The organism is Streptomyces sp. NPDC079020, assembly GCF_044542225.1.
In the GTDB taxonomy this organism is placed as follows: domain Bacteria; phylum Actinomycetota; class Actinomycetes; order Streptomycetales; family Streptomycetaceae; genus Streptomyces.
Map to the genome: position 1 here is coordinate 68,785 of NZ_JBITUB010000019.1, position 13,118 is coordinate 81,902.

At 71.6% G+C, this 13,118-nt stretch carries 12 protein-coding genes; 9 read left to right on the plus strand and 3 right to left on the minus strand.

Annotated elements, in window-relative coordinates; all coding sequences use genetic code 11:
• The first annotated feature begins 148 nt into the window (after positions 1–148).
• From ACIGJO_RS30695 to ACIGJO_RS30705, 3 genes are all read left to right on the plus strand, one after another.
• Positions 149–484 carry a YbaB/EbfC family nucleoid-associated protein gene (locus ACIGJO_RS30695; RefSeq protein WP_399963806.1) on the plus strand — a complete coding sequence of 112 codons (336 nt, stop codon included), beginning with the start codon at positions 149–151 and terminating at the stop codon, positions 482–484.
• 66 nt (positions 485–550) lie between these two features.
• On the plus strand, positions 551–1,150 hold the full coding sequence (gene recR / locus ACIGJO_RS30700; RefSeq protein WP_266922466.1) for a recombination mediator RecR: 600 nt from the start codon (positions 551–553) through the stop codon (positions 1,148–1,150).
• Between the two features lie 65 nt (positions 1,151–1,215).
• Positions 1,216–1,875 (plus strand): DUF5063 domain-containing protein, encoded by a 660-nt coding sequence (locus ACIGJO_RS30705; RefSeq protein ID WP_266922467.1) that lies wholly within the window; start codon positions 1,216–1,218, stop codon positions 1,873–1,875.
• Between the two features lie 42 nt (positions 1,876–1,917).
• On the opposite strand, the gene ACIGJO_RS30710 is transcribed toward ACIGJO_RS30705, so the two are convergent.
• Together ACIGJO_RS30710 and ACIGJO_RS30715 are read right to left on the minus strand one after the other, a co-directional pair.
• Positions 1,918–3,036, minus strand: coding sequence for an abortive phage infection protein (locus ACIGJO_RS30710; protein ID WP_399963747.1), 1,119 nt, complete (start codon positions 3,034–3,036; stop codon positions 1,918–1,920).
• Between the two features lie 129 nt (positions 3,037–3,165).
• Entirely contained in the window at positions 3,166–3,540 is a 375-nt protein-coding gene (locus ACIGJO_RS30715) for a PaaI family thioesterase (protein ID WP_399963808.1), read from the minus strand.
• Positions 3,541–4,132: 592 nt separating this feature from the next.
• Here ACIGJO_RS30715 and ACIGJO_RS30720 point away from each other — a divergent pair.
• The 5 genes from ACIGJO_RS30720 (at position 4,133) to ACIGJO_RS30740 (ending at position 10,063) form a co-directional block, all read left to right on the plus strand.
• A complete protein-coding gene (locus tag ACIGJO_RS30720) occupies positions 4,133–5,155 on the plus strand; it encodes a hypothetical protein (RefSeq protein WP_399963750.1) in 1,023 nt (340 codons plus the stop codon).
• A 300-nt stretch (positions 5,156–5,455) separates the two neighbouring features.
• Complete coding sequence (locus ACIGJO_RS30725) at positions 5,456–6,727, plus strand: aspartate kinase (protein WP_399963753.1); 1,272 nt, start codon at positions 5,456–5,458, stop codon at positions 6,725–6,727.
• Positions 6,724–7,788 (plus strand): aspartate-semialdehyde dehydrogenase, encoded by a 1,065-nt coding sequence (locus ACIGJO_RS30730; protein WP_399963755.1) that lies wholly within the window; start codon positions 6,724–6,726, stop codon positions 7,786–7,788. Before ACIGJO_RS30725 ends, ACIGJO_RS30730 begins: the two co-directional genes overlap by 4 nt.
• A gap of 359 nt (positions 7,789–8,147) precedes the next feature.
• On the plus strand, positions 8,148–8,723 hold the full coding sequence (locus ACIGJO_RS30735) for a SigE family RNA polymerase sigma factor (RefSeq protein WP_073719508.1): 576 nt from the start codon (positions 8,148–8,150) through the stop codon (positions 8,721–8,723).
• Positions 8,720–10,063: a hypothetical protein gene (locus tag ACIGJO_RS30740; RefSeq protein ID WP_399963757.1), complete on the plus strand. Its 1,344-nt coding sequence runs from the start codon at positions 8,720–8,722 to the stop codon at positions 10,061–10,063. Before ACIGJO_RS30735 ends, ACIGJO_RS30740 begins: the two co-directional genes overlap by 4 nt.
• On the opposite strand, the gene ACIGJO_RS30745 is transcribed toward ACIGJO_RS30740, so the two are convergent.
• Positions 10,033–10,749 (minus strand): PucR family transcriptional regulator, encoded by a 717-nt coding sequence (locus tag ACIGJO_RS30745; RefSeq protein ID WP_399963759.1) that lies wholly within the window; start codon positions 10,747–10,749, stop codon positions 10,033–10,035. The two genes, ACIGJO_RS30740 and ACIGJO_RS30745, sit on opposite strands and share 31 nt — an antisense overlap.
• Positions 10,750–11,558: 809 nt before the next feature.
• Here ACIGJO_RS30745 and ACIGJO_RS30750 point away from each other — a divergent pair.
• Positions 11,559–13,088, plus strand: coding sequence for a hydantoinase/oxoprolinase N-terminal domain-containing protein (locus ACIGJO_RS30750; protein ID WP_399963762.1), 1,530 nt, complete (start codon positions 11,559–11,561; stop codon positions 13,086–13,088).
• Positions 13,089–13,118: the final 30 nt, after the last annotated feature.

A 13,118-nucleotide genomic window follows, 5' to 3' on the forward strand; every position in this document is an offset into this window, starting at 1 on the left:
CACGGCCTGTGATCAGGTATAGGAGGCTGCTACAGGCCGTCGGAATCTCACCCGAAAGAGTTGGTCTCCGGCGGGTGGGGCGTGGCGACCGGCAAGCACGTAGGCTCGGCATACCGAAACATTCGTCGTCGAAATGCCAGGAGTGACCGTGATTCCCGGTGGTGGTCAGCCCAATATGCAGCAGCTGCTCCAGCAGGCCCAGAAGATGCAGCAGGACCTTGCCGCGGCCCAGGAGGAGCTGGCGAGGACCGAGGTCGACGGCCAGGCGGGCGGCGGCCTGGTGAAGGCCACCGTGACCGGTGCCGGTGAGCTCCGCGCCCTGGTGATCGATCCGAAGGCCGTGGACCCCGAGGACACCGAGACGCTCGCCGACCTCGTGGTCGCCGCGGTGAAGGCGGCCAACGAGAACGCGCAGGCGCTCCAGCAGCAGAAGCTGGGCCCGCTGGCGCAGGGCCTGGGCGGCATGCCCGGTCTGCCCTTCTGACCGAGCCCTACAGGTACCGACCCGTACCCACTACGGTACGAAGCAGCATTGAGGAAAGGCGTTCCGTTGTACGAAGGCGTTGTTCAGGACCTCATCGATGAACTGGGCAGGCTGCCCGGCGTCGGTCCCAAGAGCGCGCAGCGGATCGCCTTCCACGTCCTGCAGGCCGAACCCACCGACGTGCGCCGTCTCGCCCATGCCCTCCTGGAGGTCAAGGACAAGGTCCGGTTCTGCGCGGTGTGCGGGAACGTCGCCCAGCAGGAGCAGTGCGGGATCTGCCGGGACCCGCGCCGCGACCAGACGGTCATCTGTGTGGTCGAGGAGCCCAAGGACGTCGTCGCGATCGAGCGGACCCGCGAGTTCCGGGGTCGCTACCACGTCCTGGGCGGCGCGATCAGCCCGATCGAGGGCGTCGGCCCGGACGACCTGCGGATCCGGGAACTGCTGGCCAGACTCGCGGACGGCTCCATCACGGAGCTGATCCTCGCGACCGACCCCAATCTGGAGGGCGAGGCCACCGCCACGTACCTGGCCCGGATGGTCAAGCCGATGGGGCTCAGGGTGACCCGGCTGGCCAGTGGCCTGCCCGTGGGCGGTGACCTGGAGTACGCCGACGAGGTCACCCTGGGCCGCGCCTTCGAAGGAAGGCGGCTGCTCGATGTCTGACGCCGCCGCCGTGCATGTCCGGCCCCACCCACCGTTCGAGACCGCGCCCACGGGAGGTCCCCTCGATGTCTGACGCCACGCTGAACTCCGTCACGCAGGACCCGGACGACTTCGCCGTCCAGATCGCGGACCAGATCAAGACGTTCATCGTCGCGGTCACCGAGGTGTCCAAGGTCGAGGAGCCCGAGGAAGCCGTTCCGGTCCTGCTCCTCCAGGTCTCCCAGCTGCTGCTGGCGGGCGGCCGTCTCGGTGCGTACGAGGACGTCCTGCCCGACGAGCGCTACGAGCCGGACCTGGGCGCCGAGCCGGACGCGGACGGCCTGCGCGAGCGCTTCGCGGCCCTCCTGGAGCCGATCGACGTCTATTCCGAGGTCTTCGACCCGTACGAGCCCCGCAAGGCCCCGGTCCCGCACCGCATCTCCGACGACCTGGCCGACCTGGTCACCGACCTCGGCCACGGTCTGGCGCACTACGAGGCCGACCGCACGGCCGAGGCGCTGTGGTGGTGGCAGTTCTCGTACTTCTCCAACTGGGGCTCCACCGCCTCCGCCACCCTGCGCGCCCTCCAGTCCCTGATCGCCCACATCCGCCTCAACCAGCCCCTCGAAGAGCTGGACGGCCTGGACATCGACCAGGACCCGGGCGAGGACGACCTGGCGGAGGAGGCGGGCCGTGTGATGGTGCAGGAGATCGCGGGACCGCTGGGGCTGCGGCCGGTGAAGTAGCGGGCGCGATCCCCTCGGGAGCCGCTCCTCAGCGCCCCGCCCTCAGCGCCCCGCCCTCGCGAAATGCCGGGCCAGCGCGTGGAAGGACTCCTTCGGCTCCCAGTGCCAGGGGGACGCCGGGTCGTCGGGGTCGCCGTCGCGGATCGTCTTCACGAGGCTGTACGTGGCCATGTCCAGGTCGTGCAGCGGGTCGTCCGGGCGGTGGGGGGTGTCGGGGGCGGAGAAGGCGTAGACCAGCGCCGCGTACAGGCCCAGCGACTCGAAGACGTCGAACACATCGGTCAGGTACGCCGCCTGGACCCGTTCGCTGCGGACCAGGCCGCCCTTGATCTCGCCCTTCTCGTAGTCGACGACGTTCCAGCCCATGCCGCCCAGTTCGGGCGCGCCGACGAAGGTGCACGTGCCGCACTCGGTGATCGCGACCGGCTTGCCCCACCGCAGATACGGGCGCAGATCGCGGACGTAACCGGCCCGACTGCGGTGGTACGCGTAGTAGTTGACGCTCACCAGGTCGAAGAGGTCCCAGTCGACCACGTCCTCGTGCGCCGCGCCGTACGTCAGCGGCCCCCGGAACACGGATCGCCCGGTCCTCGCCGCCCGCGCGATGAACGAGGTGAGACGCCGCTGCATCAGCACGGGGTCGAACGTCCCGTTGAGCAGGTTCTCCACGCGTTCGAGCGCGGAGTCCCCCGGGACGATCCCCGGTACGTACAGCACGAACTCGCACCCGACGCTGAGGTGTACGCGCGCCCCCTGGCGGCGCAGCCGCTCCGCGTGCCGGCCGGTCTCGGCGAGGTGTTCCAGGATGTCCGCCTCCGGGACGTCGCCCAGACGCGGCTGGAGCCAGACGCACAGGCCGCGTTCGGCCGCCTCGTCCGCCGTTGCCGCGAGCCGTTCGACGCCGTCGCCCCAGACCGAGACGGAGTCGGCGTGCAGATCGTCCTTGATCGCCCGCAGGTCACCGCGCATGCGCGTCGCGTTCCACCCGGTCGCCGGGTTCTCGCCGTCCGTGACCTCGTACAGCACGCCCCGGTACGTCAGTCCCGGGCGCGGTGACGCACCGGCCGGGGCCGCTGTGAGCAGGGGGCCGGCCGCCCCCGCCACCCCCAGTGCCGCCGTCCCGGCCAGAAACCGTGCCCGGCTGATTCCGTTGCTCCGCACTGGGTGCCTCCCGTTTGTTCCGGCGTTCCGGTCGAGGTGCCCAGTGTCGTGAGCGCGGGGCGGCCGGGGCGTCGGCCGATGGTCTACGGCGGGCCGACGAAAGTCGCACGGTACGAGGGCGGTTGAGGCCTACCGCTCGGGCACGGTCACGCGGATCAGGGTCTGCTGGCCGTTGGCGACCAGCTTCCTGCGGCCGTCCTGGACGGCGAACACCTCCAGCCCGCACACGGTCAGGGTGCGTCCGGGCTTCAGGACGGTTCCGACTGCCTCGATGTGGTCACCGAGGGCGGGTGCGAGGAGGTTGATCTTGTACTCGACCGTGAGCACCTCCGCGTTGTCCGGGAACAGGGTGACCGCCGCGAAGCCACCGGCGGTGTCCGCGATCGCGCCGGTGGCGCCCGCGTGGATGAAACCGTTGTGCTGGGTGACCTCGGGGCGGCTCGGGAGCACGATGTGCACGCGGCCCGGCGCGATTCGCGATATCCGCGCACCGAGGTGGTGCATCAGACCGTGGCGGTCGAAACCGGCCCGGATACGGGCCTGCACCTCGGGGCTCGCCTGCTCCTGCTCCTGCTCCAGTTCCTGCTTCCGCTCCTGCTTCTGCTCCTGCTGTGACTGGTCTTTCACGGGCTCTCCTTCGGCAGGGATCACGATGCTCGAACCGGGTGGGGCGGGTGCGCGGGCGGACCGGGTGGTCCACGGGCGGGAACCCGCCGAACGGCGATCATCATGGCACCGGGGGTGTGGTGGAGGCCCGTGCTCCGCCGCCTCCCCGCCGCCGTTCGGGGGCTGTTGCCGCAGGTCGTCCCGGGGCTCAAGCCCCGAGTCGCGGGCCTCGGGCTCCGAGCTCTCTTCTGTGGGAACGGGTGGTTGAGGTTGAACCCACCCACCCTCCCAAGTCCCGTGCGGACCTGCGCAGATGAGCGAGCGGGCGGGGCGGGGGTGACATTCGGTGACCGGTTTGCGCCGCAGTGTGTGCGCGCTCTAGATTCGTGCCGAGCAACCCATGTTCCAGAGAACGGACGACCCCGGCGGTGCAGGAACACCAACCGGGGTCTGGCCGTACCAGATCGAACAACCAAGGAATTCGATCCACATGGCTGACGCCAATGTTAGTGCTGCCCTGCGTGCTCCCGCCCATCCCATGGCCAAAGCCGGGTATGGCAAGCGTCACGCGCCCGACGAAGCCCCGCGCGGCGCCGGTGACTTCGGCCATCTGGACGCCCGGGAAGCCGCCGTCGCCGCGTACGTCGACCGGCTCCCCGAAGGCGCCGCCATCGGCTACAAGGTGCTGGCCGAGGAGCTGCCGCAGTACGGCCAACAGGCCTGCCGCAGCGCGCTGGACCGGCTGACCCGGGCCGGGCACCTGCGGCGGATCAAGGTGCATGTCACCGTGGCCGACGGCGGCAGGCGCTGGGTGACGCGTACGTACTTCTCCCGCACCGCCCGCGACGCCGCCTGGTGGGCGCGGTACGTGCGGTTCGTCCGGGGCGTCGACGCCCCCGGCCAGCCACCGGCCCCGGACGCGGTGGAGCGGGAGCGGCAGCCCGGGTCGTCGCAGCGGGAACCGCGGCGGCCGGAGCCGGAGCCGGGCGTTCCCGCGCCGCGCTCGGAGGCGTACCGGCTCCTGGCCGCGCTCGGCGGCCGGGAGCCGAGGCTCCAGCTGTCCGACGGCGAGTGCGTGGCGCTGGAACACCTGGTCGACGAGTGGTTCGTGCGCGGGCTCGGCCAGGAGCAGATCACCCGGGCCCTGGTGGCGGGGCTGCCCGCTTCCGTGCATTCCGCCGGAGCCTTCCTGCGTACCCGACTGGAGAACAAGATGCCCCCCGCCCCGCAGCCCGGGAAGACCGACGGCCACCATGAGGAGATTCTCGGCGCCCTGATGATGTGCGCCTTCTGCGACGAGGACGAGACCACGGCCACGCTGGTCGACGGCGTCTGCGGGGACTGCCGCGCCGACATCGACCGCGACGAGGCGAGCGGGGCGGATGGCGACGTACCGGACACCTTCCTGGCCCGGCCGCGTCAGCCGCTGGACGTCGCCGCCCGGGTGGCCGAACTGCGCTCGGCCGCGGGGCGTGGGACGGTCACGGTGCCGAGGCCGAGGTCGCGCCGATGAGCGTGCGGGAGATCGATGAGCGTGCGAGAGATCGATGAGCGTGCGGGAGACCCGGTCGGGGCACCATGGAGTCAAGGAGGCGGCGCACCGACCCGCCACCCCGGTGACGCCGTGTGTGGGCTGGGACACATACGGGAGTGCGGGGGCGATCGGCGGGCAACAGCCCGGTACGAGCAGTCCGGGACGACACGCCGGATCATGTGGCGGGCGGGACATCTCACCATCTGGTATGAGGCGGGCGATTCCGGACTGCTCGTTAAACTGAGCCGACCGCAGTAATGGACTGAGCGAGGAGCGCACGTGGGCCTTGTCGTGCAGAAGTACGGAGGCTCCTCCGTAGCCGATGCCGAGGGCATCAAGCGGGTCGCCAAGCGAATCGTCGATGCCAAGAAGAACGGCAACCAAGTGGTTGTCGTGGTGTCAGCGATGGGCGACACGACGGACGAGCTGATCGATCTCGCCGGGCAGGTATCCCCGATTCCTGCCGGGCGTGAATTCGACATGCTGCTGACCGCGGGAGAGCGGATCTCCATGGCCCTGCTGGCCATGGCGATCAAAAACCTGGGCCACGAGGCCCAGTCGTTCACCGGCAGTCAGGCCGGTGTCATCACCGACTCGGTTCACAACAAAGCGCGGATCATCGATGTCACGCCGGGGCGGATCCGTACCGCGCTCGACGAGGGCAATATCGCGATCGTCGCCGGTTTCCAGGGTGTGTCCCAGGACAAGAAGGACATCACCACGCTGGGCCGGGGCGGATCCGACACCACCGCCGTCGCCCTCGCGGCCGCGCTGGAGGCCGAGGTCTGCGAGATCTACACCGATGTGGACGGTGTCTTCACCGCCGACCCGAGGGTCGTCAAGAAGGCCCGGAAGATCGACTGGATCTCCTTCGAGGACATGCTGGAGCTGGCCGCGTCCGGCTCCAAGGTGCTGCTGCACCGCTGTGTGGAGTACGCACGCCGATACGACATTCCGATCCACGTCCGCTCGTCCTTCTCCGGACTGCGCGGCACCTGGGTCAGCAACGAGCCGCAAGGGGACCAGCAGGTGGAGCACGCCATCATCTCCGGAGTCGCCCATGACGTCTCCGAGGCCAAGATCACCGTTGTCGGCGTCCCCGACAAGCCGGGCGAGGCCGCCGCGATCTTCCGCGCCATCGCGAACGCGGAGGTGAACATCGACATGGTGGTGCAGAACGTCTCCGCCGCGTCGACGGGACTGACGGACATCTCCTTCACCCTTCCCAAGGCCGAGGGCCGCAAGGCCATCGACGCCCTGGAGCGGACCAAGGGCACCATCGGCTTCGACTCGCTGCGCTACGACGACCAGATCGCCAAGATCTCCCTGGTCGGCGCGGGTATGAAGACGAACCCGGGCGTCACGGCGGGCTTCTTCGAGGCGCTGTCCGACGCGGGCGTGAACATCGAGCTGATCTCGACCTCCGAGATCCGTATCTCGGTGGTCACCCGCGCCGACGACGTCAACGAGGCCGTGCGCGCCGTGCACACCGCCTTCGGCCTCGACAGCGACTCCGACGAGGCCGTCGTGTACGGGGGCACCGGACGATGACCGCCCGCCGCCCTTCGCTCGCGGTCGTCGGCGCGACCGGGGTGATCGGTGGCGTCATGCTCCAGATCCTTTCGCAGCACGCGGATGTCTGGGGCGAGGTGAAGCTTGTCGCCTCACCGCGTTCGGCCGGCCGCAAGCTGGTCGTACGCGGTGAGGAGACCGAGGTCCTCGCGCTCGACGAGGACGTGTTCGACGGTGTCGACGTGGCCCTGTTCCTGGTGCCGGACGAGGTGTCCGCCCGCTGGGGCCCGCTCGCCGCGTCCAAGGGCGCCGTGGTCATCGACGACTCGGCGGCCTTCCGGCTGGACGACGACGTGCCGCTGGTCGTCCCCGAGGTCAACCCGCACGCCGTACGGCTCCGCTCGCGCGGAATCGTCGCCTCCCCGAACTGCACCACGCTGTCGCTGATCGTCGCGGTCGGCGCGCTGCACGCCGAGTTCGGGCTGCGGGAGCTGATCGTCTCCTCGTACCAGGCGGTGAGCGGCGCGGGCCGCGACGGTGTCGCCGCACTGCGCGAACAGCTGTCGCTGGTGGCCGGTACGGAGCTGGGTACGCACCCCGGCGACGTACGGCGGGCACTCGGCGACGGCGACGGGAGCCCCTTCGCCGCACCCGTGGCCCTGAACGTCGTGCCATGGGCCGGGACCGAAGCCGGGGACGGCTGGTCGTCCGAGGAACTGGCGATCCGCGAGGAGTGCCGCAAGATCCTGGACCTGCCGGATCTGAAGGTCACGGCGACCTGTGTGTACGTTCCCGTCATCGCGACGCACTCGATGTCCGTCCACGCGCGCTTCGAGAGCGAGGTCGCCGTCGACCGGGCGCACGAGATCCTGGCGACCGCTCCCGGCGTGGTGCTGTTCGACAGCCCGGCCTCCGGCGATTTCCCCACGCCTTCCGATGTCGTGGGAACCGATCCGACCTGGGTCGGGCGGGTGCGGCGCTCAATGGACGATTCACGCGCACTCGAAATGTTCATTTGTGGCGACAATCGGCGCAAAGGTGCTGCTTTGAACGTTGCTCAGATCGCTGAATCCGTGGCCGCCGAATTCCCCCGGGGCTGATCGAACCTATTTTGTAGGATCTGTGAACACCCGTTGCAGAATTCGCTGGTCTGAACCCCTTGAGCTGGGGCGTTGTCATATCCGACGATGATCTCCCGGCCACCTGCAACCGCATGTCGGTCGGGCAGCGTCTATGCCGTCACTTCTTGCGCGGCGGGGCGCAATTTTGGGGCATTTGGGGAAGAGCAGGTACGCATGAGGGCATATCGCACAGCGCTGAACGCGGTGCCGTACGCGTACAACCCTGACGGGGGGCAGTGTGTCCAACTGGCGTGGCAGAGGTTCTCGATATCACAGTGGTGGGCCCGTTGCGGGGTGCTTCGGTGCGTCCGCTCCGGCGGCCCCGCGCGCCCGGCGGCATGCCGGTGATCGCGCCCATGCCCGCCGCGCGTCCCGCGCGACTGCCGTCGCAGCGCGAGGGCGCTGAGGAGACGGTGGCAGCGGGAACCACGGTCGACCATCTCACCGAGACCTATCGCGCCCACTACCGTTCGCTGCTCGGCCTCGCCGCCCTGCTGCTGGACGACACCGCCTCCTGCGAGGACGTGGTGCAGGAGGCGTTCATCCGCGTGCACTCCGCGCGCAACCGGGTACGGGAACCGGAGAAGACGCTCGCGTACCTCCGGCAGACCGTCGTCAACCTCTCCCGCTCCGCGCTGCGCCGCCGCATCCTCGGGCTGAAGCTGCTCTCCAAGCCGATGCCGGACATGGCGAGCGCCGAGGAGGGCGCGTACGACCAGCTGGAGCGGGACGCGCTGATCAAGGCCATGAAGGGGCTGCAGCGGCGCCAGCGCGAGGTGCTGGTGCTGCGTTACTTCGCGGACATGACGGAGGCGCAGGTCGCGGAGACGCTGGGGGTGTCGCTGGGCTCGGTCAAGGCGTACGGCTCGCGCGGTATCGCGGCCCTGCGCGTCGTGATGGAGGCGCAGGCATGAGCGGGCCCGAGGGCAGGCACGAGAATGACCGGACTGGAAACGGAATTGTGAACCACGGGCCGGAGAACACCCCGGGCAGCGCGCGGGACGACAGCCGGGGCGGTGCCCGGGACAACGCGCCGGGCAGCGCCCACGACGACGCACCGGGGAGCGCCCAGGACGACACAGCGGCGCGTGCCCAGGACGACACAGCGGCGCGTGCCCAGGACGACGCACCGGGGAGCAGCGCCTCGCCGGACGCGGACGGCGAATCCGCGGACACCGGCCTCCCGGGCACGCTGACCGACCTCTTCGCGGGCCGGGCGCCCGGCGGGAGCGGTGGCGGTCCCGGTGGCGCGGGCGGCGGTGAGCTGGACGAGGTGGCGCTGCGCCGCATGCTGCGCGGTGCGGTGGACGGCCTCGAACCCGTCGAGGGCACCCTCGACCATCTGCGCCGCGCGGTTCCCGCCCGGCGCACCAGGCGGCGGCAGGCCGTCGTCGGGGCGGCCGCGGCGGCCCTGCTGATCGGCACCGCCGTCCCCGCCTTCGTCCACGTCGCGAACTCGGACGGCTCCTCCGACGCCCGGCCCGCGATCGCCGGACACGGCGAGCAGGCCCACGGCGGCAATGGCACCGAGCCCGGTGCCGAGGCGGGCGACGACCTGCCCTCCGGGGCGTCCGACCGGGAGAACGAGGGCGGCAAGGGCCTGCCCGACACCTCCGGCTCGCCCTCGGCGAGCGGTGGCGAGGACGCCGAGGGCTCCGAGACCGGCGGCACCGCCGACTCACCCCGCTCCGAGGCCGCGGCCATGCCGGCCTGTGACCCCGGCCAGCTCGGCGTCGCCTCGGCCGGAACGGGCGCCGCGGGCGCCGACGGCACGGTGTACGGCAGCTTCAAGATCGCCAACGTGTCCGGCAAGGACTGCTCGGTGAGCAGCGACGGCACGGTGGGTTTCACGGCCATGGGCGCGGCCGACCAGCACAAGATCGATGTCGTCCAGCACACGGCGGGAGACGCGGCGAGCGCCCTCCCCGACCCCTCGCAGGAGCCGGGAACGGTGCTGCTGAAGCCGTCCATGGCGTACGAGGTGCAGTTCGCCTGGGTGCCGACGGACACCTGTCCGACCACCGGCGCCAGCCCCAGCCCGACCCCGCCGGACGGTGCCGGGGGCTCGACCGGCGAAGCCCCTGCGGCGGAGGGTCCGCAGGCACAGTTCGCCAGCGGCGAGGGAGGCGGCACGGCGGACGGCAGCGTGGCCGTGACGCACACCCCGGAATCGGGCGCCCCGACCGCCGAGACGAAGATCCCGAACGCCTGCGCGGGCACCATCTACCGGACGGGCGTGCTCACCGCGTCGTAGACGCGGGGCGTGCCGCCGGTGCGGGGTGTGCCCCGTGCCGGGCGTAGAGGGCTCCGCGGTAGTGGTCCCGTGGTGTCACCGGCCGTTCGGGGCGGTGGCGGTGGGGCGAGACCCGCGCGGCAGGCCAGCTGAAGGGCGATGCGCTGTTCCGGGTCGTTGAGATCGGCACCGGTCGGCTCGGTGAACCTGCGGATCCGGGCGCCCACCGCGTTGCGGTGCAGATGGAGGACCTCGGCGGCGCGGGCCGGTGAGTTGTTGTGGTCCAGGTAGGCCTGGAGGGTGCGCAGGAGGGGTTCGGCGCGCTCGGGTCCCAGGGCCATGACGGGGGCCGGCAGCTCCCCGACCGCCTCGCGTGCGGCCTCGGAGGCGTACCACTCCAGCAGCATCCGGTCCACGCCCGCAGCGTCGTGCGCGGCCACCGGGTCGCCCCCGGCCCGCGGCAGTGCGGCGCGCGCCTCACGGGCGGACGACCTGATCCCCAGCGGACCGCGGTGCGGGACGCCGACGCCGCAGCGCAGATCGGCGTCGGGGTGCAGACGGCGCAGACGCTCCACGGCCCGCCGGGTCGCCCCGAGCACCTGATGACGACCCTCCGTGCCGGGGTCGGCGGACAGGGTGCAGAGCAGGGTGAGGGCGTCGTCGACGACCGTGGCGTTCCACTGGACGCCGGGCGCGGGCGCGGACATGGGCGTGGCGCGGGGGCGGATGCGGGCGGGGGAGTGGAGGCGTGCGCGGGCGGGGACGCGGGCGCGGCCGGGGGCGCCGCGTACGGGAGGACGGTGCGCAGCAGGTTCAGCGCTTCCGGCGCGGCGTTCTCCAGGACCCGGTAGCGCTCCGTGCCGTCGAGCGCCACGGGCACCAGGCGCAGCGCGATGTGCCAGGAATCCACCGGGAGGCCGAGCGCCCGCCCACGGGCCGCCAGCGGCAGCGCCCGGTCGCGGGGCGCGGTCAGCAGTTCGGCGAGGAGCTGCCCGCGCGAGCGTACGGGTACGTCGCCCGTGGCCCCGCCGGTGGCGGCGAGCGCCGCCAGCGCGAGCACGGCGCGGACCGCCGTACCCGCGTGACCCGGCCGGGCGGCCGAGGCGAGGCGCACCTCGCCGTCCGCTCCGGCCTCTGCCGCGCCCTCCTCGTCCGGCACCTGAGCCTCGTCCGGCACCTGAGCCTCGTACGGCACCTGAGCCCCGTACGGCACCTGAGCCCCGTACATCCCCCGAGCCCCGTACGGCCGGGCGGGGCGGACGACCGGAAACCACCCACACGGCCCCGGGACCCCCGGACAACCGGGAACCACCCACACAGACCTGCGCCACCCGTACGGACGGACACCCCCGACCTCACCTCGCACCGCGCCACGTCGACCTCACCTCGTCCCCCCGACCTCACCTCGCCACCCCGACCACACCTCGCCACCCCGACCACACCTCGTCACCCCCGACCACACCTCGCCACCCCTGTACGAGTCACCCGCGTACGAACTCACGAGACGGACACCCCCATGCGTATCGGTATCGACGTCGGAGGCACCAACACCGACGCCGCCCTCCTCAGGGACGACGGCCGGGTCATCGCCGCCGCCAAGTCCCCCACGACGTCCGACATCACCTCCGGTGTGACCGCGGCGATCCGTGCCCTGAATCCGCCCATCGAGGCCATCACCGCGGTGATGATCGGCACCACGCACTTCCTGAACGCGCTCATCGAGGGCGCCCGGCTGGCACCCGTCGCCGCCGTACGGCTCGGACTGCCCGCGACCGCCGCGCTGCCGCCGATGGTCGACTGGCCCGAGCGGCAGCGGCGGGCCGTGGGCGGCCACGGCTATCTGTGCCACGGCGGGCGCGAGTTCGACGGCCGGCCGCTCTCCCCGCTCGACCCCGGGGAACTGCGGCGTACCGCCGCCGACATAGCCGCGCGCGGCATCACCTCCGTGGCGATCTCGTCCGTCTTCTCGCCCGTCGCAGAGGAGGACGAGCGGCGCGCCGCACGGATACTCGCCGACGAACTCGGCGACGGCGTGCACTTCTCACTCAGCCACGAACTCGGCCGCATCGGACTGCTGGCCCGCGAGAACGCGACGATCATCAACGCCGGGCTGCGCGACCTGGCCACCGTCATCGTGGAGTCGTTCGGCAAGGCGCTCGCCGAGGTGTCCATCACCGCGCCGTTCTTCCTCTCGCAGAACGACGGCACCCTGATGGACGTCGACTTCGCCCGCACGTACCCGGTGGCCACCTTCGCCTCGGGGCCCACCAACTCGATGCGCGGCGCCGCCCATCTCTCCGGGCCCGGGGACTGCGCGGTCGTCGATGTCGGCGGCACGACGTCCGACGTCGGCATCCTCGTCGGCGGCTTTCCCCGGGAGGCGGCGGGCGAGAGCGAGGCCGCCGGAATCCGCACCAACTTCCGTATCCCCGACGTGCTCTCGCTCGGTATCGGCGGCGGCTCCCACGTATCGGAGGACGGCGCGACCGGGCCGCGTTCGGTCGGCTACCGGCTCACCGAGGAGGCCCTGGTCTTCGGCGGTACGCGGCTGACGGCCACAGACCTCGCGGTGGCCGCGGGCCGCGCCGAGGTGGGCGACGCCGCCCTGGTCGCACACCTGGACCGGGACTTCGCCGAACGCGCCCTGGACCGGATCGCCCGGCGCCTGGCGGAGACCGTCGACCGGATGCGCACCTCCGCCGCCCCGCTGCCCGTGGTCGCGGTCGGCGGCGGCTCGATCCTGGTGCCCGGGGCCCTGCCCGGCTTCGACGATGTGCGCAGGCCCGGTCACTTCGACGTGGCCAACGCGGTCGGCGCCGCCATCGCCCAGGTGGGCGGCGAGGTCGACCGGGTCTTCCAGGTCCCCGAGGGCCGCCGGGACCAGGTTCTCGCCCAGGCCCGTGAAGAGGCCGAGGGCCGCGCCCTGGACGCGCCGGGGCCAGGCAGGGGACCGTACGCATCGTCGACCTGGAGGAGGTGCCGCTCGCCTATCTGCCCGGCGGCGCCACCCGGATCAGGGTCAAGGCGGTCGGCGACCCGGACCTGACCCGTATCACCGAGGCAGCACACACCGCCG